11 protein-coding genes are annotated in these 18,246 nt (G+C 59.8%); 7 read left to right on the forward strand and 4 right to left on the reverse strand.

Translation table 11 applies throughout. From position 1 onward, the window contains the following. The first annotated feature begins 60 nt into the window (after positions 1-60). From E3E12_RS08465 to E3E12_RS08470, 3 genes are read left to right on the forward strand one after another with little or no spacing between them, the layout of a single operon-like run. Positions 61-1,380 carry a site-specific DNA-methyltransferase gene (locus E3E12_RS08465; RefSeq protein ID WP_168194428.1) on the forward strand — a complete coding sequence of 440 codons (1,320 nt, stop codon included), beginning with the start codon at positions 61-63 and terminating at the stop codon, positions 1,378-1,380. Beyond that, positions 1,380-2,069, forward strand: coding sequence for a DEAD/DEAH box helicase family protein (locus E3E12_RS08985; protein WP_206338647.1), 690 nt, complete (start codon positions 1,380-1,382; stop codon positions 2,067-2,069). The genes E3E12_RS08465 and E3E12_RS08985 overlap by 1 nt, the downstream gene beginning before the upstream one ends. Continuing rightward, the gene (locus tag E3E12_RS08470; protein ID WP_206338648.1) at positions 2,063-4,303 is read left to right on the forward strand and encodes a hypothetical protein; all 2,241 of its coding nucleotides are present in this window, start codon (positions 2,063-2,065) and stop codon (positions 4,301-4,303) included. The genes E3E12_RS08985 and E3E12_RS08470 overlap by 7 nt, the downstream gene beginning before the upstream one ends. Before the next feature lie 20 nt (positions 4,304-4,323). Here the strand turns inward: E3E12_RS08470 and E3E12_RS08475 are convergent, their stop codons facing one another. The 3 genes from E3E12_RS08475 to E3E12_RS09075 form a co-directional block, all read right to left on the reverse strand. Beyond that, positions 4,324-5,061 carry a hypothetical protein gene (locus tag E3E12_RS08475; protein WP_141443903.1) on the reverse strand — a complete coding sequence of 246 codons (738 nt, stop codon included), beginning with the start codon at positions 5,059-5,061 and terminating at the stop codon, positions 4,324-4,326. Positions 5,062-5,259: 198 nt separating this feature from the next. Beyond that, positions 5,260-6,543 (reverse strand): AlbA family DNA-binding domain-containing protein, encoded by a 1,284-nt coding sequence (locus tag E3E12_RS08480; protein WP_141443904.1) that lies wholly within the window; start codon positions 6,541-6,543, stop codon positions 5,260-5,262. A 124-nt stretch (positions 6,544-6,667) separates the two neighbouring features. Beyond that, complete coding sequence (locus E3E12_RS09075; RefSeq protein WP_141443905.1) at positions 6,668-8,533, reverse strand: JAB domain-containing protein; 1,866 nt, start codon at positions 8,531-8,533, stop codon at positions 6,668-6,670. A 293-nt stretch (positions 8,534-8,826) separates the two neighbouring features. Here E3E12_RS09075 and E3E12_RS08490 point away from each other — a divergent pair, with 293 nt between their 5' ends. Further along, positions 8,827-11,265 (forward strand): ATP-dependent helicase, encoded by a 2,439-nt coding sequence (locus E3E12_RS08490; RefSeq protein ID WP_240810636.1) that lies wholly within the window; start codon positions 8,827-8,829, stop codon positions 11,263-11,265. Positions 11,266-11,303: 38 nt separating this feature from the next. On the opposite strand, the gene E3E12_RS08495 is transcribed toward E3E12_RS08490, so the two are convergent. Further along, the gene (locus E3E12_RS08495) at positions 11,304-12,647 is read right to left on the reverse strand and encodes a right-handed parallel beta-helix repeat-containing protein (RefSeq protein ID WP_141443907.1); all 1,344 of its coding nucleotides are present in this window, start codon (positions 12,645-12,647) and stop codon (positions 11,304-11,306) included. Positions 12,648-12,790: 143 nt separating this feature from the next. On the opposite strand from E3E12_RS08495, the gene E3E12_RS08500 reads away from it, so the two are divergent. From E3E12_RS08500 to E3E12_RS08510, 3 genes are all read left to right on the forward strand, one after another. After that, positions 12,791-14,968 carry a glycosyltransferase family 4 protein gene (locus E3E12_RS08500; protein ID WP_141443908.1) on the forward strand — a complete coding sequence of 726 codons (2,178 nt, stop codon included), beginning with the start codon at positions 12,791-12,793 and terminating at the stop codon, positions 14,966-14,968. 174 nt (positions 14,969-15,142) lie between these two features. Next, the gene (locus tag E3E12_RS08505) at positions 15,143-16,117 is read left to right on the forward strand and encodes a 50S ribosomal protein L11 methyltransferase (RefSeq protein ID WP_141444210.1); all 975 of its coding nucleotides are present in this window, start codon (positions 15,143-15,145) and stop codon (positions 16,115-16,117) included. Positions 16,118-16,168: 51 nt separating this feature from the next. Then, complete coding sequence (locus E3E12_RS08510) at positions 16,169-18,178, forward strand: aminopeptidase P family protein (RefSeq protein ID WP_141443909.1); 2,010 nt, start codon at positions 16,169-16,171, stop codon at positions 18,176-18,178. Positions 18,179-18,246: the final 68 nt, after the last annotated feature.

Genomic DNA, 18,246 nt, shown 5'->3' on the forward strand with positions numbered 1-18,246 from the left:
CTGATCAAGGGCAACAACCTGCTGGCTCTCCACGCTTTGGAGCCGCGCCTGGCTGGCAAGGTGAAGCTCATTTACATTGACCCGCCTTACAACACAGGCAGTGACGGTTTTAAATATAATGATGACTTCAACCATTCATCATGGTTGGTGTTCATGAAAAACCGTCTTGAAATAGCCCAAAAGCTTTTAAAAGATGATGGCGTTATATTGGTCCATTGTGATGATCAAGAGCAGGCTTATTTAAAAGTTCTTATGGATGAGGTGTTCGGGCGCGATAATTTTGTTGAAACCTTTATATGGAAAAATTCTGATAATGCGCCAAATTTGTCTAAAAAATCACGTAGTTCAGTAGAATATATCCATGCTTATGAAAAGAAAATGGATAAATCTATTCCTTACATAGGTAAATTAACTGAAAATGGTGATGCTCCATTAAATCATAGAGGCAATTCAATCAAAGAACTTACATTTCCTCAAAAATCTATAAAATTTAATATCAAAGATTGTAATGTTAAAGTTGGAAAACCTGACAGAATAGAAATAATGAATGAATTTGAGATTTTTGATGGCCTTAATGATAGAGCAGTTCGTCTTAAAGGGGATTTTGTTTGGACACAAGAAAAGTTAGAAGAGGAAATTCAGTCTGGGACCTATTTTATTGTTAAATCAGATAAATTTGCTATCAGATTTCAACGGTTAAACACCAAGCCAATGGCGCCTGAGAAATTTATTGGCAATAATTATCTAACCAAATCCCTTGGGATAGGTACTAATGAAGACGCAAGCAGTCATTTAAGGGAAATGAATATAAAATTCGCTTATTCCAAGCCTGAAAGTATAGTGGCTTTTTTCATCAAGGCCATTACCAACCCAGGGGATATTGTTCTGGACTACCATCTTGGTTCGGGCACCACGGCTGCTGTGGCCCATAAAATGGGCCGGCGCTGGATTGGCATTGAGCAGATGGACTATATCGAGAACATCACCAAGGAACGCCTCAAAAAAGTCATCGCTGGCGAGCAAGGCGGGGTTTCGGAAGCCTTGAAATGGCACGGTGGGGGCACGTTCGTTTATTTTGAACTGAAGAAATACAACCAGGAATTCTTGGAGCGCATCATGGCGGCAGATAGCTTAAGCGCTTTGAAAGCCGTGCAGGACGACATGTTCAGGAACGCCTTCCTCACCTTCTGGACTGATGCCAGGGAGTTCAGGGAAGAGCATGACTACGGCAAACTCAGTTTGGAGGAACGCAAAAAGAAGCTCATCGCCGTGTTGGACGAAAACCACTTCTACCTCAACAAGCGTGAGATGAATGACAAGCGCCACGTGGTTTCAGGGGAAGAGAAAGCCCTGACCACACGTTTCTACGGTGAAGGCTGATGGGCAAGGCAACTGTCCTCCAACAGGATACCATCCAACAATCCCTTGAAGGGGCCCTGTTCAACCAGTTGGCCACAGACCACGCCTACCAGGTATGGGCCCAGAATGAAGGCCAGGAACTACCCGCCTGTATAACGGACAACCTTTCGCGCACATTGCGTGATTACCAGGAAGAGGCGGTCAGGCGTTTCATTTGGTTGTTTGAGAACGACCGTGCCCAGGCCAGGCACCTGCTGTTCAACATGGCCACGGGCACTGGTAAGACCGTCACCTTGGCTGCCCTGGTGCTTTACCTTTACAGCCAAGGCTATCGGAACTTCGTGTTTTTGGTGCACCAGCTCAACATCAAGGAGCAAGCCGAAAACGTCTTGACGGTGGCCCGTGACAAATCAGGCCCCAACCCAAAATACTTGTTCAACCCCAAGGGCGTTAAAATCAATGGCCAGGCTGTGCACATTCAAAGCGGCGCAGGGTTTGTTCGCGCTGCCGCGCCCAACCCGCCAGCCATCATCAATTTCATTTTCACCACCACTTCTGGCCTTTACAACGCCCTGACTGTTGAAAGAGAAAATGAGTTGGGACTGGATGATTTCGCTCAGAACCCCACAGTTCTCCTGGCTGATGAAGCCCACCATTTGAATGTGGAAACCAGGAAAAGCGTCACTAAAAGGACAAGGAAGAATTGCTGAACTGGGAAACCGCTGTTCAGAAAGCCTTTGCCAGGCGCCAAGACAACCTGTTGCTGGAGTTCACGGCCACTGTTGATTACAAAAACCCCAACATTCTTGAGAAATACAAAAGCAAAATCATCCAGCGCTATGATTTCAAGGCGTTCAACCAAGATGGTTACAGCAAAGTGGTCAGGCCACTTTACAATGAGGCCACCCAGGCCATTGACCAGAAACGCGCGCTCATCGTCCATGCGGTGGCGTTGAGCCAATACCGCAAGTTGCTGGCAGCCAGTTTGGGGGTGGTCCTCAATCCGGTCATCCTGGTCAAATCCACCAAAGTAAAGCAGTCAGAAGAGGACAGGAATTTTTTCAACGCCGTCATCCAGTCCATAACGCCAGAGGACTTCAGGCCCTTGTTGAAGTTGGGGGACAGTTTGCGCAGTGCCCTCAGCAAAGCTGAAGCGTCCTCAACAACCTCTTCCCAGGGCCATCAGGAAGATTTAACCATTGCGCAGATGTTCACCTGGCTGGCTGACGCCAAACGCCGTGGCGCCCTGGCTGGCCCCCGGGACCCAGATGGCCTGCAGCATTTCATAGCCAGCATTAAGGAGGATTTCTCCCCTGAGAGCACGTTGGTGTACAACAGCCAGAAAAAGGACAATCCCACCCTGCTTAAAAAGCTGGATGACCCACGTAATACCATCAGGACCATCTTTTCCGTTCAGGCCTTGAATGAAGGCTGGGATGTGTTGAGCCTTTTTGACATCATCCACTTTGACATTGCCAGCACCAAAAAGGTTTCCTTGCAGGATGTTCAGCTGATTGGTCGGGGCGCCCGGTTGTTCCCTTACGAATTGCCTAGAAAATATGACAACGCCGGCATGTTCTCCCAAGATTTCGGCACGGACCGTTACAAACGGAAATTTGACCGCAGCCCCCAAGCCCATGAACGCATCCTTGAAACCATGTTCTACCATTTCGTCAAAACGGGAGCTTACTGGGAGGGGCTCAAAGAAGACCTGTTGGGTGAAGGGATCATCAACCGGGGCAGCGTCAAAATCACCTTGAAGCTCAAAGAGCACTTTCAAAAAAGTGAGACCTACAGGAAAGGTTTTGTGCTCCTCAACAAACGTGTGCAGCGCACGGAAGTCACTGAAAGGGAATTGGACGCCTTTCTCCAGAAGCCCCTTGAGGTGCGCCCTTATGAACTGCGCAGTGAAAGCCTGCATGACAGGCAGCGCGCCCAAGCCATGGAGGCTTTGGAGACAAAAAAAATAAAGCTGACGGAGGAGTTTTTCTCCAGAACGCTTTTGCGCTCTGCCCTCATGGTGGCTGAGGGGGACTTCTTCCGCCATGAGAATCTTGCGCGCCATTTGCCAGGCCTAGAAAGCGTTGATGTGTTCCTGACAAGGCACTTGCCCCGATTTGAGATCATTTACCGCCACCATCCCAACAAATCTTTTGAAGGGCTTTCCGCGCAGGAAAAGCACCATTTGCTGGTTCATGCGGTTCTGCCCCAAATCAGAAAAGCCATGGACAGGGAAATGCCCCTCATGATGGGCAGCCGCACATTTTACCCTGTCCCCATGGAAAAGGTGTTTTCCAAGGTCAAGGACATCTGGTTGGTTGCTGACGATGGCGCCACTGGGCCTCAGGGTGAGAAATTGCCTTTCTCCTCCACGGAACGTGCGCGCAGCCAAATCAATCATTTTGATGATGAACTGCGTTGTGACCTATCCCGGGAAAGTTGGTATGCCCACAATGATAATTATGGCACTTTAGAAGAAAAACGCTTTGTCAAATATATTCAAAACCACATCACAAAGCTGCAAAGCAGGTTTAAGGGCTGTGAGATTTTCCTTTTGCGTAATGAGCTGGAGTATTTCGTTTACAGCTTGAAGGATGGAAGGCGTTTCGCGCCAGATTACCTGTTATTCATCAATGATAGGGTAAACCGGCAATTTTATTTCCAATGTCTGCTGGAGGCCAAGGGGGAACATCTTTGGGAACATGATTCCTGGAAGCAAGAGGCCCTGCTGAACATCACCCATAATGCCGAAGTGGACTTGACGGCACCGCCTGGTGGTGTGGAGGTGCACGGCAAATCATTTGTGGCTTCAGCAGATTTTCTCCTTACTGTTCGTGCAGAACATTATGAAACGATCAAATGTTTGGGCGTAGCTTTCTATAATGCTGAACCTGAAAAGGAACAGGCATTCCAAACAAGCCTTGGAACCACTTTGGGTTTATGACGGTTTGCGGTTGAAAACCTTTACGGTTGGTTTTGCCCCAAAGGGTTCTTGATGGCGGCGTGGAGGGCGCTGGGGGATAGGGGAAGGCAGGTGATGTGAGGCAAGCGGGGCAGCGGTGCCCCACCACTCATGCCCGTTTCCGCCACGTTTCCAGCAAGCGTGCTTTCCGCTTCATTCAGCGCTGACCCCTGGTCCCCAGGTGTGATGGACTGGCTGGCGGCGCTGCCCTGCTGGGGCTCGGCTTCTGGGCAGCTTGGCTGGAACCTTGTGTTTCGTTCAAAGAACAGGCCCCAGCCCATGATGTCACAGCTTTCAGCGCCAACATAGAAACGCGCCAGGAGGGCTTTGCGCCCCCCCTCAACCCCTTTGCCTGGCACCAGGGCTGCCTGCGGCATGGCGAAGCTGGTTGAGACCTCAAAAGGCAGGATGGGCGGGAAAAGCGCACTGCGCAGGCAGAGGAAGGTTTTCTCAGCGAAAAAGCCCTTCTCCCCCATCGCCTGGCTCATGAAGCAAGGGTTGGCCTCTGGCAGGCCTTGGCAGGACCATTCATCAAGCGTCTTCTCAGGCAACCAGAAGCTGCACCCTTCCTGCAACGCTTCGAAAATGAGGTAGGCATGGCGCCTTGCCTTAGTTGAGGCATTCCAGATGGTGAGGTCCAGCGGGGTGGCCAAGCGCGCGGCCTGCCCCAGCCCCTGCCTGCTGCCAGCCAGCAGGGCGGTGGCGCCCAAGGTGGGTTGGAGAATAAAGCGTGTGTTCATAAAACCCCCAAACCTTTTCCAGTCGCCCTGCCGTGCCGCACCCGCTGGGCCTTTGGCCAGGGCGTGGCTGGGAGCAAGGTTAGCGCATGGTGATTGCGTTGCCCATCTGCGTTGCCTGACAGCATGGCCTCATAGTGCCGAACAAAGCCCAACAGATTTACCAAGGGATGGCCTGTGCAGATTGCTTAGAAGGTTGGTTCAGTTGTTGGAGATGAAAGCGATTTTCCGCGCTAGGCGCCGGCACTCCCGCCCAAGCAGGCGCGCCTTGGCCAGAAGCCCCTCCTGTGTGGTGCTACCCACTGGCAGGGAGCGGGCTTGACTGTGCAGTTCCTTGAGCGCGCGCCGGGCCTCCTTGATGTCGCGCACGGTTTGCTGGGTGTAGAATAACCGCATTGTCGTCAGCGCGCTGTTGAGGGAGCCAACGCGGATCTCCGCCAAGGGGAAGTCCTGCCCGTACTGGGCGCTGTCCACCCCCATGGGGGCCAAGGCCAGCGAAAGCGCTGATGAATGCGTTGGCGGCATCATCTCAGGCGTGTGGAACAGAAGCGCCTTGCCGCGCTGGCGCAGCACAGCTGGCTGCTGGGTGGGGGCGCCTGCCGCGCTTTTCAGGTGCCATTCAGGGCTTGGCGCTAGTTCCAGGCGGCTGCAATGGATGTTCTCCACAATGGCGTAGACATGCTGCCCCATGCCGCGCCCGCCATTGGCCACCTCCAGCGTGAAGGGCAGGGGCGAGGAGCGGCCGCGCATACGTTTGAGGCCCTTGCGGTCGCGCTCCAGCCCCAGTTGGAAGGAGGCGCGCGGCAGGAGGCCGAACATGCCGCGCAGCATTTCTGGCTGGGCATCGATGAAGGATTCGCCAGCGCGCACATAGTAGCGCCTGTCCACCTCGCTGCGGTAAGGGACATTAGGCCCCGGCGGGATAAGGCTGATGACCATGCCGCGCTCACGCACCCTGCCGTCCCTGCCTGTGAAAGCGTACTGGAAGGGAAGGTTCTCCACAGCGCTGGCGGCGGGGAACACCGCTTTGGAGAGGTGCGAGTTCAATAATTCAGCATAGCGCGCAGCGTTGGCTGCCCCCAGGGGGCCTTCAAGGCTCATGGCGGGTTCGCCGTTGCGGTGGGTGCGCTTTTCCGAATGCCCGTCAGAGGTGCGGAAGCAATCCTGCAGGCGCTGAGCGGGGGAGCGGAGGTCGCCTTCAGGGCCGAAGTTCTTCGGGTCGATCAAGCCCCACACTAAAATACCGCCAGCACTGTTGCTGAAGCCAGAAAGGGCCTTGCTGTAGTTCTTCATGCTGTTGCGCTGCAGCGTGAAAGGTGGCCTGGGGCGGTTGGTCAGCACCATTTCTTTGAAGTCCAGGTACATGTCCTCCTGCAAGCCATTTTCCAGGATGTCGCGCACAACGGCCTGCAGCCTGGCTTGGCGCACTTCTGCGTCATCCATCTGGGCGGCTTCCTGAACGCGCCTGAGCATGGGCTGAACCATGGTACACCCCCTGTGTGCCGCTGTGTGTTCCTGTTGTGCCTACAGCTGCGCCGCCAAGCGCCACCGTGGCCCCTGGCGCGCCACCCCACACCGCAGACCATCGCACGCTTTCAAGGGGGGCGTGTCAAGCGCGGCCTGAGGGGCTGCTGCCCACAAGCGTGCCCGCCATGATGCAGTGGCAGTGGGTGGCACCCACTACGATGTGCTCCGCTAACTCCACCCCCACCAGCGCCAAAGCGTCCTGCACTTTGTCAGTCATCTGTTTGTCCATGGCAGAGGGGGTGGGATCGCCGCTGGGGTGGTTGTGCACCACCAGAACGCTGTGCGCCTGGAGTTCCAGCGCCAGGCGCGCGATCTCACGCGGGTAGACGGGCGCTTGATTGACAGTGCCTGTTCCTGTGATGCGTTCAGCAACGCTGTGGCCATGCTGGTTGAGGAACAGCACCCTGAACTGCTCTTCCCCCAAATTGCCCATCATGACGGCTAGATGGTGGAGGAGCGCCAAAGGAGCTTGGCGCAAATCCAGCCCTTCCAGGCGGGCTGCGCTTAAACGGTGGCAGAGGGCGCGCAGCACCATCAGGTGCATGGCGGTGCCCTCCACTGGTTTGGCCTCCCCCCAGGCCCACTGCCCCTGAACGCGCAATGCCAGCGGGTCTTGTAGAAGGCAGCGCAGGCGCAAACTGGCCACAGCTTCATGGTGGGCTGTTTGGCGCCCTCCCAAGGATTGAATACGGTGCGCGCGGCTTGGGCCGGACAATGGTATGGGGCGCTTGCCTGAAGGGGGGCACTGGGCTTCCTGCAGCCCTTCTGCTCCACGGGCCCATTCTGGCGCTGCCCCAGCTGGGTAGTAGGCGCCTTCCAAACCTGCCTCCGTAGCGGTCAGGCCAGCCATGAACTCGTCAGCGTCTGGGACGCTGTCAGCCAGCGTGAAGGGGGGTGGGCTTTCTTCTGCCCCCTCTGCCCAGTCATTTTGGCGGAGGGCGGCCTGCAGGTTGGGTGGCAACGCCACCACGCCCCACAGGCAGCCCAAGGCCTGGCCCAACGTTTCAAGCGTTTGCCACGCCGGTTGCCCTGGGTGGAGGGTGGGCAGGCGGGCATTCCAATCCACTTTGGCCGGTTTAGCGTGTTCCGGACTGGCATGTTTCCGGCAACGCTCCGATTGGACGGGGCCATGGAGGGCAACGGCGCTTTGGTGGGCAGGCTCATCCAAAGCTGGCAAGGGCAACATGGTGTGGATAACAACCCCCAAATGAGCCAGGCCATCCCGCAAGGCCGCGCGGGCCTGGCCATGTTCGGCCGCCAACCAGGTTGGTGGTGCCAACACCACCAGCGCCGTGGCCCCCACCAGCAAGCAGCGTCTGGCCAGCAGGGGGAGAGCGCCATGCCAGCCACCGGTGAACAGGTTCTCATCAGCTAGGATGTTGTTGGCGCTGCCCAGGAAAAGCACCCTGAGAGCGCGTGTGGGGGCTGTGTTGGCAGGGCTTTTGCCAGGGCCCGGCTGATGGAGAGCTGGAGTGGTTGAGAAGGGCTGTGGCGCCGCTTGGAGATAGGCTTCCAGCCGTTCTGGCCCCTCAAGCAACCAAGGCCGCAGGGTTAGGCCAGGCGCTAAGTGGGACAAGCAAAGCGCAGGCAGCGCTAGCAGGGCGCTGGCTTTGGGGCTGGCGCCAGCAGCGGCTAGGGCTGATGGTTCCGCCCCCAGAAGCCCGGCCAAACCTTTGAAGGCCGCCAAAAAGTGCTTGGCGGTTGCCTTGGTGTCACGCCTTGGGTGGCTGGCAAATAGCAAGGCTTCAATCAGTTCGTAATCAGCCAGCCCCTCTGGCCCGTGGCGGAGGATGCGCCCGCGCAAACGCGCCCTGTGGCCAGCCCCCGCCGCGCTGCGCGCCTTGGTTGGGGTGTGTGCGCCCTTGGTCACGGCTTTGCCCGTTTCCTTCCCCCCTGGTGGGGCGGCAGGTGAAGCTGGCGCTGGATTGGATGTTTTGCGCGTGGCCATCAGGCGCCCAAGGCTTTATGAAAAGGGTTGTGACCCATCAACGCTCCCCCTCCCCCCCTGCCGAGACACCATCACTGTTCACGTACAGTGGCGACCAAGGCGTGGCGGAACCTTCCCCCAGCCAGGCCACCACCCCCGCAGTGGAGGAGCCGCCGCCTGCTGACGAAGGTGCCTATGGCGCCTTTGACCCCAGCAGCCCGGCCAGCCCACCCCCTGAAGGCCCCCCTGACCCTGAAAAAGAACAAGAGAGGGCGCAGGATGGGGCGCAAAGTGATTATACAGCACACCCACCCCTGCCAGAGGAACCGCCAACGGGCCCTTTCACCGCTACCGCTGCAGCTGGGGACTATCTCTCTGGGTTGAACGCGGCCCAAAGGCGCGCTGTGGAAACCACGGAAGGCCCCTTGTTGATCCTGGCTGGTGCTGGCACAGGCAAAACACGCGTCCTGACCACACGCTTTGCCCACATCCTGTTGGAAGGGCGTGCCTGGCCAGGGCAGGTGCTGGCTGTGACCTTCACCAACAAAGCCGCCAGGGAGATGAGGGAGCGCATCAGCGCGCTGCTCGGCAGGCCTGTGGAAGGGATGTGGCTTGGCACGTTCCACGCGCTCTGCGCGCGGATGCTGCGCACCCACGCCCCGCTTGTGGGGCTTGGGCGTGACTTTACCGTTCTGGACAGCGATGACCAGACGAGGCTCCTCAAGCAAATCATGGCTGGCCAGGCCGTTGACCAGAAGCGCTGGCCAGCGCGGCAGCTCCTCAGCCGTATTCAACTTTGGAAGGATAGCGGGCTTCTGCCAAGCGACATTGGCCCAACAGAGGATGACGGGATGGCCGGCGGCCAGGCGCGCGCGCTCTACACCCGTTACCAGCAGCGCCTGCGCGAACTCAACGCCTGCGACTTCGGCGACCTGATGCTGCACATGGTCAGCTTGTTTCGCGCCCACCCGGAAGTCTTGGCGCAGTACCGCAGGAAGTTCCGCTACATCATGGTTGATGAGTACCAGGACACTAACCGAATTCAGTACGAATGGCTGAAAATGCTGGCCCAGCCTGAAGCGGGCGGCAGCCAGGGCGCTGGCGAGGCACCACGAGCCCCCAACATCGCCTGCGTGGGCGATGACGACCAGTCCATCTACTCCTGGCGGGGGGCGGATATCAGCAATATTCTGAGCTTTGAGAAGGACTTTCCCAGTGCCGCCATTGTGCGGCTGGAAAGCAACTACCGCTCCACAGCGCACATCCTGGGGGCGGCTTCTGGCGTCATTAGTTTCAACGAGGGGCGGCTTGGCAAGACCCTCCACCCCTCTGACGCGGCAGAGGAAGGCGAGCGCGTCATGGTGGTGGACGCCGCTGATTCAGCTGCTGAGGCCCGCCTGGTGGCGCAGATGGCCAAGCGCCTTCACCAAAGCGTGCCGCAGGACTGGGGGGATATGGCCGTTCTGGTACGCGCTGGCTTCCAGACCAGGCCGTTTGAGGAAGTCTTGATGCGCGAAGGCCTGCCCTACCAAGTTGTGGGCGGCGTGCGCTTTTATGAACGCGCTGAAGTGCGTGACGCCATCGCTTACATCCGCGCCATGGCCCAGCCCCATGACGACCTGGCGTTTGAACGCATCATCAACGTGCCAAGGCGTGGTGTTGGCGCAGCCTCCCTGCAGCGCCTGCGCGATGAGGCCAGCGCGCGCGGGCTTTCGCTGCAGCAAGCTGTGGCAGCCACCCTCAAAGAGGGCAAAATGAAAGGCAAGGCCGCCACCCAGCTGGCAATGCTGCTGGAGGTGCTAGAGAAAGGCCGTGCCATGCTGGGCGCAGGGCCAGGTGGCGCCCAAGATCTCCAAGCCCACCAGGGCGCCAGCGCTGGCGGGGGGCTGCGCGAAAGCCTGGGACCAAGCCATGTCCAGGCCGCCAACCAAGTGCTGGAAGGCAGTGGTTACCTGCAGATGTGGCGTGACGACAAAAGCGTGGAGGCCCCAGGCCGGCTGGAAAACCTGGCCGAGCTCCTCCACGCCATGGGGGACTACCCCTCCCTGCCAGCCTTCCTGGAACATGTGGCGCTGGTGATGGACAGTGACACTGTGCGCGATGATGGCGGCCGCCTTTCCTTGATGACGCTGCACGCTGCCAAGGGGTTGGAGTTCGATACCGTTTTCCTGCCTGGGTGGGAGGAGGGGGTCTTCCCCTCCCAGCGCTCTGTGGATGAGCGCGGCCAGGAAGGGCTGGAGGAGGAGCGGCGCCTGGCCTATGTAGGGCTAACGCGCGCCAGGAAGCGCGCCGTGGTGCTGAACGCTGCCAGGCGGCGCTTGTACAATGGCTGGCAGGATGCCATCCCAAGCCGCTTCTTGGATGAACTGCCCGAACATCACATCTACCGCCAAAGCCAGCGCCGCCCAGGGCAACCTGCACCCCACCAGCGCAGCGCCTGGGGCGCGCCTAGTGGGGGCACATTTAAGCACCCTTACAGGGGTGGAACCTTCAGGGCGCAGGACGCTGGCAGTGGGCGCCCAGGCACAGCCACCACGCCCGTGCGCGCGCCTGCTGAGTCAGTTCCCAGCAGCACGCCAGCCAGGCCCCGCCCAACCATGCGCCCCCACAGCTTCACGCTGGGGCAGATGGTCCAGCACAACCGCTTTGGCGAAGGCACCATTCTGGCTGTGGAAGGTGACCGCTTGACCATCCATTTCCAGGACCACGGCGACAGGCGCATCATGGCGCGCTTCGTCACCCCTCTTTCCTAACTTGGCAGCACCCCTTTGAAGCTGGCCAGCGCCCTTGGTCAGGGTGCTGGTTGGCGGGGGTAGTTGTTGTTCAGGAGCACATGGGCTGGTGCGTCCCCCTTAAACTGGTAGGGGGCGCGCACATTGCCCGCCAGGATGCTGTTGCTGACGATGATATGGCTGACTTGGGGGGTGTAGACCACAAGCCCGTAATCCTGCGTGGCAGGTAGGTTGCGCCATTGGCCAGATGTGATGGCGTTGAGGATGATGTTGTCGCCACCCTTGACGACAACGCCGGAATGCCCCCGTTGCAGAACCGAATTGCCAATGACCTGCGTGTTGCTGACGGAAAGATCATGGACATTCTGCACGACCAGGCCATCCTGCCGGCTGCCTTCGATGGTGTCGCCCGTCATCACCACATTGTGGATGCCAGGCTCCCCCCCTGCAGTGCCAGCGCCGATTTCCACCCCATTGCCGCGTGAGACCCCGACACGTGTTGAGGTCATTTGCACGCTGTGGATAAGGTTGCCATGGCCTGGGTTCAGCAGCAGGCCGCTATGGAGGGAGTCGTCAAGGTCGCAACCATCAATCCAGATGTCAAACGCCTGCCCTGATGTCCATCCGGCATGGGGGCGCTGGGGGCCTGCCGGATCCACGAGAACGGCCCAGCCCTGGCCGTCCAGGCTGGCGTTGACCAGGTGCAGGGCGCCTGTCGCCTCCACATGCACGCCAGCGTTGGAGGGTTCGTCATCGTTATTGAAGGCCGTTACGTTTGAAAGGACCTGCAAGGGGCCGCCAACAATGTGGAAGCTGTCGTGCCCCACATGGGAGACATCCACCGCCGTTAGGCGCAGGCCCCCAGCGCCATCTTCCCTGAAGCCGTCATGGAAAGCAGCCACGTTGACGTCAGTCGCTTGGAAATCGGCCATGCCAATGACGTGCAAACCAACACCCCCTTGGGGGCCAGGGCCGAAAAAGGAGAGGTGGCGTGCCCCACCACCAAAGTAATGGCCAGCCCACAGCAGCAAGTCCTTGTGGGGTGCCACCATCCGTAAGGATGAAAGGTGCTTGCCCGCACCAGTGACATAGATAGGCGCAGCAGCCACCAGGGTTTCGTTGACGGTGCACTTGCTGCCAGCAGGCAGGATCACCTCCCCACCCCCTGCTTTGTTAAGGGCAGCGAACACGCGCTTGAAAACGGCTGTATCGTCAGCTAGGCCATTGCAGGCGGCCCCCGCCCGCACCACGTCCACTTGGCGCGCCTGCTGTCCAGGGGCCAAAGCTGCGGCTGGAGCGGCGTTGAGGGCGCACAGCGCTGCAACCCCCCCGGCCATGGCACACTGGGCCATGGCGTGACGGCGTTTCAGCAGGGCAATCACTGTGGCTTTCCTGAGGGACATGGCGCACCTGGCCGTTGCGGGCCTGCACCCTGCGGCAGAAGCCCTGATGGTTGACTTTCAAGGCGGCTTTGGCAGAAATGCCCAGCACCATAGTTACATAAATTATATACCATCACTGAACATTTGCCGGGTAAAGTACAAACATGCGTGTTGGCGTCATCGTGCAGGGGCTTTTCGAGAAAAGCGATTCAATTGGCTATGACGCTGTCCTCCAGCACAAATTGCTGCGGCAAGCGCATGACTGCACCCTTTACGCTGAAACCAGCAACCCGGCCCTGCACCCGGATGTCACCATCAAGGGCATGGACGACTTCCACCGCGACTTCAGCGGCCTTGACCTGGTCATCTACCATTTTTGCGATGGCTGGGCGGAAATGGATGCTTTCGTCCTCAAGCGCCCTGAGAAGTTCATCGTCAGGTGGCACAATAACACGCCGCCCTGGTTCTACGTCTTCAAGCAGAAGCGCTTTGCGCAGCGTTCGCTGCAGGGCTTCGAGGTCATTGCGGACTTCGCAGCTGCCCAGGTGCGCTTACTGACCAATTCCCGCTTCACCTCTGAACAGTTCGCTGTTCTGGGGGGGGACAGAAACCGCGCTGAAGTGGTCTATCCAGGCAGCCGCTACCTTTTCTCCCCGCCTGAAAAGTTCCAGAACGCTGGCGACAGACGGGGAGACGTCATCAATGTTCTTTTTGTGGGGCGATTCGTGGCCCATAAAGGGCACCGCAACCTCATCCACGTGTGCGACTTCATTGCGCGCCATTCCCCCTACCATGTGAACCTGCACATCGTGGGGCGCAGGGACACCGCCCTTGATGAATATAATAGCGAGATCGAGGCCCTGTCCGCGGCCTCTGCCGCTGAAGTGCACGTTTACGGCGAAGTCAGCGAGGCAAAGCTTTACGAACTTTACGACACCGCCGACGTTTTCCTGTTCCTGTCGGAGCATGAGGGCTTCGGCTTGCCTGTGTTTGAGGCCATGTCGCGCAATCTGCCTCTGGTGGCCTGGCGTACAAGCGCCCTTGATGACCTTCTGGAGTCCCACCCACTGGCTTTCAAGGCGTTTGATATAGCCCATTTCGCTGCAGCCGTGCTGGCCCTCAAAAAGCCTGAGGTGCGCGCGCGCACCCTGGCCATCCAGCAAGGGTTTGGCGCGCTCTACGCCCTGGACGTGGTCAAGCGCCAGCTTCTGGGGGCGGTGGGGACCCTCGCCAATGACCAGCAAGGCCCAGGCGCCCTACCAGCAGCCACAGCGCCACAGGCTGAAGCCACCCCCCCAGCTGAGGGTGCCAACCACGCCTTTGTGCGCAACGCCTTGGAGGAGGAGCGCGCGCGCTTGCCCGCCGTCAAAGGCGCCAATGCCTTCCTGCACGATTTCAGCGGGCACTACGTTTCCAAATACGACCTGAAAGTGTTCCGGACATTCTTCGATGAGCAGCAGCGCAACGACATCAACTCCATGGGTAACCTGGCCCAGGGGCGCGTCAACGCCATTGATCTGGCGCCGGAGGCCTTCAGCCTTCACCATGGCGAGAAAAAGCCTGACCACCTGTTGATCCCAGCAGGCGCGCCGCACCGCAAGCATATTTTCTTCGGCCCCTATGCTGACATCAAGCAAGGCCACTACGAACTCGACCTGGTGTTTGCAGCCCAGGAGGGGGGGAGTTATCCCCGCATCCGTGTTGAGCTGGCTTCGCGCACGCATGGGGTTTTCGCCGTGTTTACCAGGCGCTTGCCCCACACCAGGGGAATGGCTTTCCATATCCCCGCTGACGATAGTGATTTCGAAATCAGGGCAACCAGCCTCGACCCCATCAGGGAGGACATCCTGTTCCAAAAAGCGGTGCTACGCAGGGCTGCCCCGCGTGACGCCGTCACAGTCAGCGCTGAGGCCTTCACAGCCCCTGGCGCCATCCACCTTAAAGGGGCGCTTGAGTTCCCAGCCAAGGCTCATGCCAAGGGCACGGTCCTGCTCAGTGGCGCTAGCGGGCCCTTGGGCAAGGGGCCACACATTCTGGACATGGTTTTCAGGAACATTGGCTACCAGCGCCCCTGCCCCGTGGTGCTGCAGGTGCGTGCCCACAACCCTGGCGGGGGGGAGGGACCACTCCTCCAGAAGATGGAAGGGGACATCACGCAGTTAAGGAAAGTGCCCCTGGACGTGCCACGCCCTGGCACAAGGGTGGTGATGGAGGTAGCAATGCTGGGCGCTTTTGAAGGGGACATGGTGTTTGAAGGCGCCCAAATCACCAGCAACCCACCTGCCACCAACCCCAAGGCTAAGGGGTTGCGCAAGCTCACCCGCCTGTTCAGGAAGAAGTGAGGCGCAGCGCCCTCGCTATGCTGGGCTGGGCTGGGTCTTCATGCTACCCTTCGCAGCCTGCCCCTCCCCAGGTCCTGCGTGGGAACACCAGGCCCCACCCCCTTTCCCCCGGCAACACCAGGCTGCACCATGACCCTCAACCAACCGGGCGCTGCCCAGCATTCCGCCACAGGCATGGCGCCACGTTTCAGGGGCGCGCGTCACCCCAAAGCCCTGGAGACACTCTCCCTCACTGTGCCTGAGGAGGCTGTGGCCCTTTACGAGGCCGCCCTGCTGCCCCATGCGCTGACGGTGGGCATGTTCGAAGCCGATGACGAGCAGAAGTTCTGGCGCCTGGAGGCAGTGCGCGAAGCTGGCCAGGACGATGGGCCGCTCCAAGCCGCCCTCATGTTGGCTGGCCTGGTCAGTGGCGAAAGCCCCGCCATCGTGCGTGAAGCAACCGCCCCCTCTGGCTGGATTGAGAAAACACGCCAGGCCTTCCCTCCCCAGGACATCGGCAAGCGTTTCCGCATTGCTGGCACGCACCTGGAAAACCTGCCGCCCAGCCAGCGCTTGACCATCCGCCTGGACGCTGGCGCGGCCTTCGGCTCTGGCGAGCACCAGACGACCCGCGGCTGCCTTGTAGCGCTGGAGGCCATGGCTTGGCGCAAGCCAGCGCGCATTCTGGACATGGGGTGCGGTTCAGGCATCCTGGCCATTGGGGCGGCCATGCTCCTCAACAAGCCTGTGCTGGCAGTGGACATTGACCCGCGTTCTGTTGAAGTCACGCGGGAGAATGCCGCCCTCAACCACATCACCCCTCTGGTGAAGGCGGCTGTGGGCGATGGCTGGCACACCCCTGCCGTGCGCACCCATGCGCCTTACGATCTGGTTTTCGCCAACATCTTGGCGCGCCCGCTGTGCCGCATGGCGCCAGCCTTAGCTGGTAACCTACTGGCTGGGGGCACGGCCATTCTGGCGGGGCTGCTGGTTTCGCAAGCGCGCCAGGTCATCACCGCCCACCAGGCGCAAGGCATGATTTTGGAGCGCATCGCAGCTGACGGTCCTTGGTGCATTCTGACCATGCGCAAAGGCAGCGTCCGCACTCAGCGCACTAAACAGCGCAAAGGCGCCAGGCGCCCCAAACGCGCTGCCACCCCTCTGCGCTGAAACCCTGGGGCACAGCCGCCTTCCCCAGATTTTTTGAAGGAAAACCACCCCATGAAACCCGGCACCCAGCCCACTCCCCCTTCACAGCGCCAGGCCAGCGCGCAGCCAGGCGGGGGTGGGACGCTGCCCGGCCCACTGCCCCTGGAACAGCGCCCCGAAGCAGCCCAAGCAGCCCTAGAGGCCATCAGCATAGCACTGGTCCCCACCCTTGGCGCCCCGCTGGACGCTTACGTGGTGCCGCGCAGTGACGCTTGGCTAGGCGAGTACGTCCCCCCCGCTGATGAGCGCCTGGCCTGGCTGACGGGCTTCACCGGCAGTGCTGGGGCAGCCGTCCTCCACGCCCATCCTAGCGCAGGCGGCCTGGCTGGCGCCGTGTTTTCAGACAGCCGCTACACTACCCAAATGGCCCAGCAAGCCCCAGAGGACCTCTGGACTACCCACAGCAGCAACCCAAGCGATGCTGAAGGCGGCCTGGCTGGACATCTGGGGCGCTTGGCCCAGGCGCGCACCACCAAAGGGCCGTTGCTGGTGGGTTACGACCCCACTTTGACCAGCGCCGCCATGTTGAAAAACTGGCAGGGCGCCAACCCCCCTGAACGGGTTCGCTTCACGCCAGCCCCCAATCCCGTTGACGCCGCCTGGCATGACCAACCACCACCACCAGCAGGGTCTGCGCGCTTTTTAAAGCTGGACCACGCTGGGGAGCGCAACCGCCAAAAGCGCGCCCGCGCTGGCGCTGCCCTGGCGCGCGCTGGCGCCGCAGCAGCCCTACTGGGGGATGCCACCTCCGTAGCGTGGCTGTTGAACATGCGCGGCGATGACCTGGCCATGGTGCCGGTGACGCGCGCCCATGCCTTGCTCCATGCTGACGGCACAGCGGAGCTTTTCCTCCAGCCAGAACGCATGAGCGCGCCAGACCGCGCCAGGCTGGCTGCTGAAGGGGTGAGCATCCATCACCCCCAAGCCATGGCCCAGCGCTTGCAGGCCTTGGCAGGGCAGCGCGTGGGGGTTGACCCTGCCACTGTCACCCTCCACCTGGCTAACCTTCTGGAGAAGGCAGGGGCTGAAACCGTGCCTTTGCCAGACCCAACCCACCCCTTGCGCGCCGTTAAAAACGCTGTGGAACAGCAAGGCCAGCGCCAAGCGCAGCTGATAGACGGCGTTGCGATAGTGCGCTTCCTCCATGCACTGGAAGGGGAAGGCGTTGGCCAAAGCGAAAGCGCCCTGGCACGCAGGCTGGACGGGCTGCGCCTCAGCCATCCCCAATGCGTTGGGCTGAGCTTTGATACCATCAGCGCCACTGGACCCCATGCGGCCCTGCCCCATTACAGGGCGCTGCCAGGTCAGGACGCCATTTTGGGCAATGGCGCGCTTTACCTGGTGGATAGCGGCGGGCAGTATCCCTTTGGCACCACGGACATTACGCGCACGTGGTGGGTGGGGGACGCTACCCCCCCTGATGACATCATGGAAGCCTACACGCGCGTTCTGAAAGGCCACATCGCTCTGGCCACCTTGGTGTTTCCAGCTGGCACGCCTGGAAGCTTGCTTGATTCCTTCGCGCGTGCGCCGCTTTGGGCCGCTGGGCTTGATTATGGCCACGGCACGGGCCATGGGGTGGGCAGTTATCTGTCCGTTCACGAAGGCCCCCACAGCATCACCCCAGGCAACCGCCATGTCGGCTTTGAGGCCGGCATGATCGTCTCCAACGAACCTGGCTATTACCGCCCAGGCGATTTCGGCATCCGGACAGAAAACCTGCTTCTGGCTGTCCCAGCCCCCTTCAGGGGGGAGGGGAAGGCGTTCCTAGCGTTTGAGACCCTGACCCTGGCCCCCATCAACAGGCGCCTCATTAAGCGCGGGCTTCTCAATAGTGATGAGCTAGCGTGGCTTGACCATTACCATGGCCGCGTTCTCTCAGCTTTAACGCCGCGCCTGGAAGGGCAGCTGCGCCAGGAAAGCGCCCAGTTCGGCCCTGGCAGCCAGCAGGTGGCTGAAACCCGCGCTGTCCTGGAATGGCTGGAGCGTGCCTGCGCCCCTTTGGAGGGGGAGCGGACTTAACGCCACGCCTTGGGAGTCACGCCTTCAAAGCGCGCCCAGCCCCACAGCTTTGCCTGGGCGCCCCTTTT

The sequence above is a fragment of the Formicincola oecophyllae genome (genome assembly GCF_006542395.2).
Taxonomy (GTDB): Bacteria; Pseudomonadota; Alphaproteobacteria; order Acetobacterales; family Acetobacteraceae; genus Formicincola; species Formicincola oecophyllae.

Excerpts from the sequence above, each read along its gene's own strand:
- E3E12_RS08500 (WP_141443908.1), top strand. The coding sequence starts at position 12,791 with ATGCGTGTTGGCGTCATCGTGCAGGGGCTTTTCGAGAAAAGCGATTCA.
- E3E12_RS08480 (WP_141443904.1), bottom strand. The coding sequence starts at position 6,543 with ATGGTTCAGCCCATGCTCAGGCGCGTTCAGGAAGCCGCCCAGATGGAT.
- E3E12_RS08495 (WP_141443907.1), bottom strand. The coding sequence starts at position 12,647 with ATGTCCCTCAGGAAAGCCACAGTGATTGCCCTGCTGAAACGCCGTCAC.
- E3E12_RS08985 (WP_206338647.1), top strand. The coding sequence starts at position 1,380 with ATGGGCAAGGCAACTGTCCTCCAACAGGATACCATCCAACAATCCCTT.
- E3E12_RS08510 (WP_141443909.1), top strand. The coding sequence starts at position 16,169 with ATGAAACCCGGCACCCAGCCCACTCCCCCTTCACAGCGCCAGGCCAGC.
- E3E12_RS09075 (WP_141443905.1), bottom strand. The coding sequence starts at position 8,533 with ATGGCCACGCGCAAAACATCCAATCCAGCGCCAGCTTCACCTGCCGCC.
- E3E12_RS08475 (WP_141443903.1), bottom strand. The coding sequence starts at position 5,061 with ATGAACACACGCTTTATTCTCCAACCCACCTTGGGCGCCACCGCCCTG.
- E3E12_RS08505 (WP_141444210.1), top strand. The coding sequence starts at position 15,143 with ATGGCGCCACGTTTCAGGGGCGCGCGTCACCCCAAAGCCCTGGAGACA.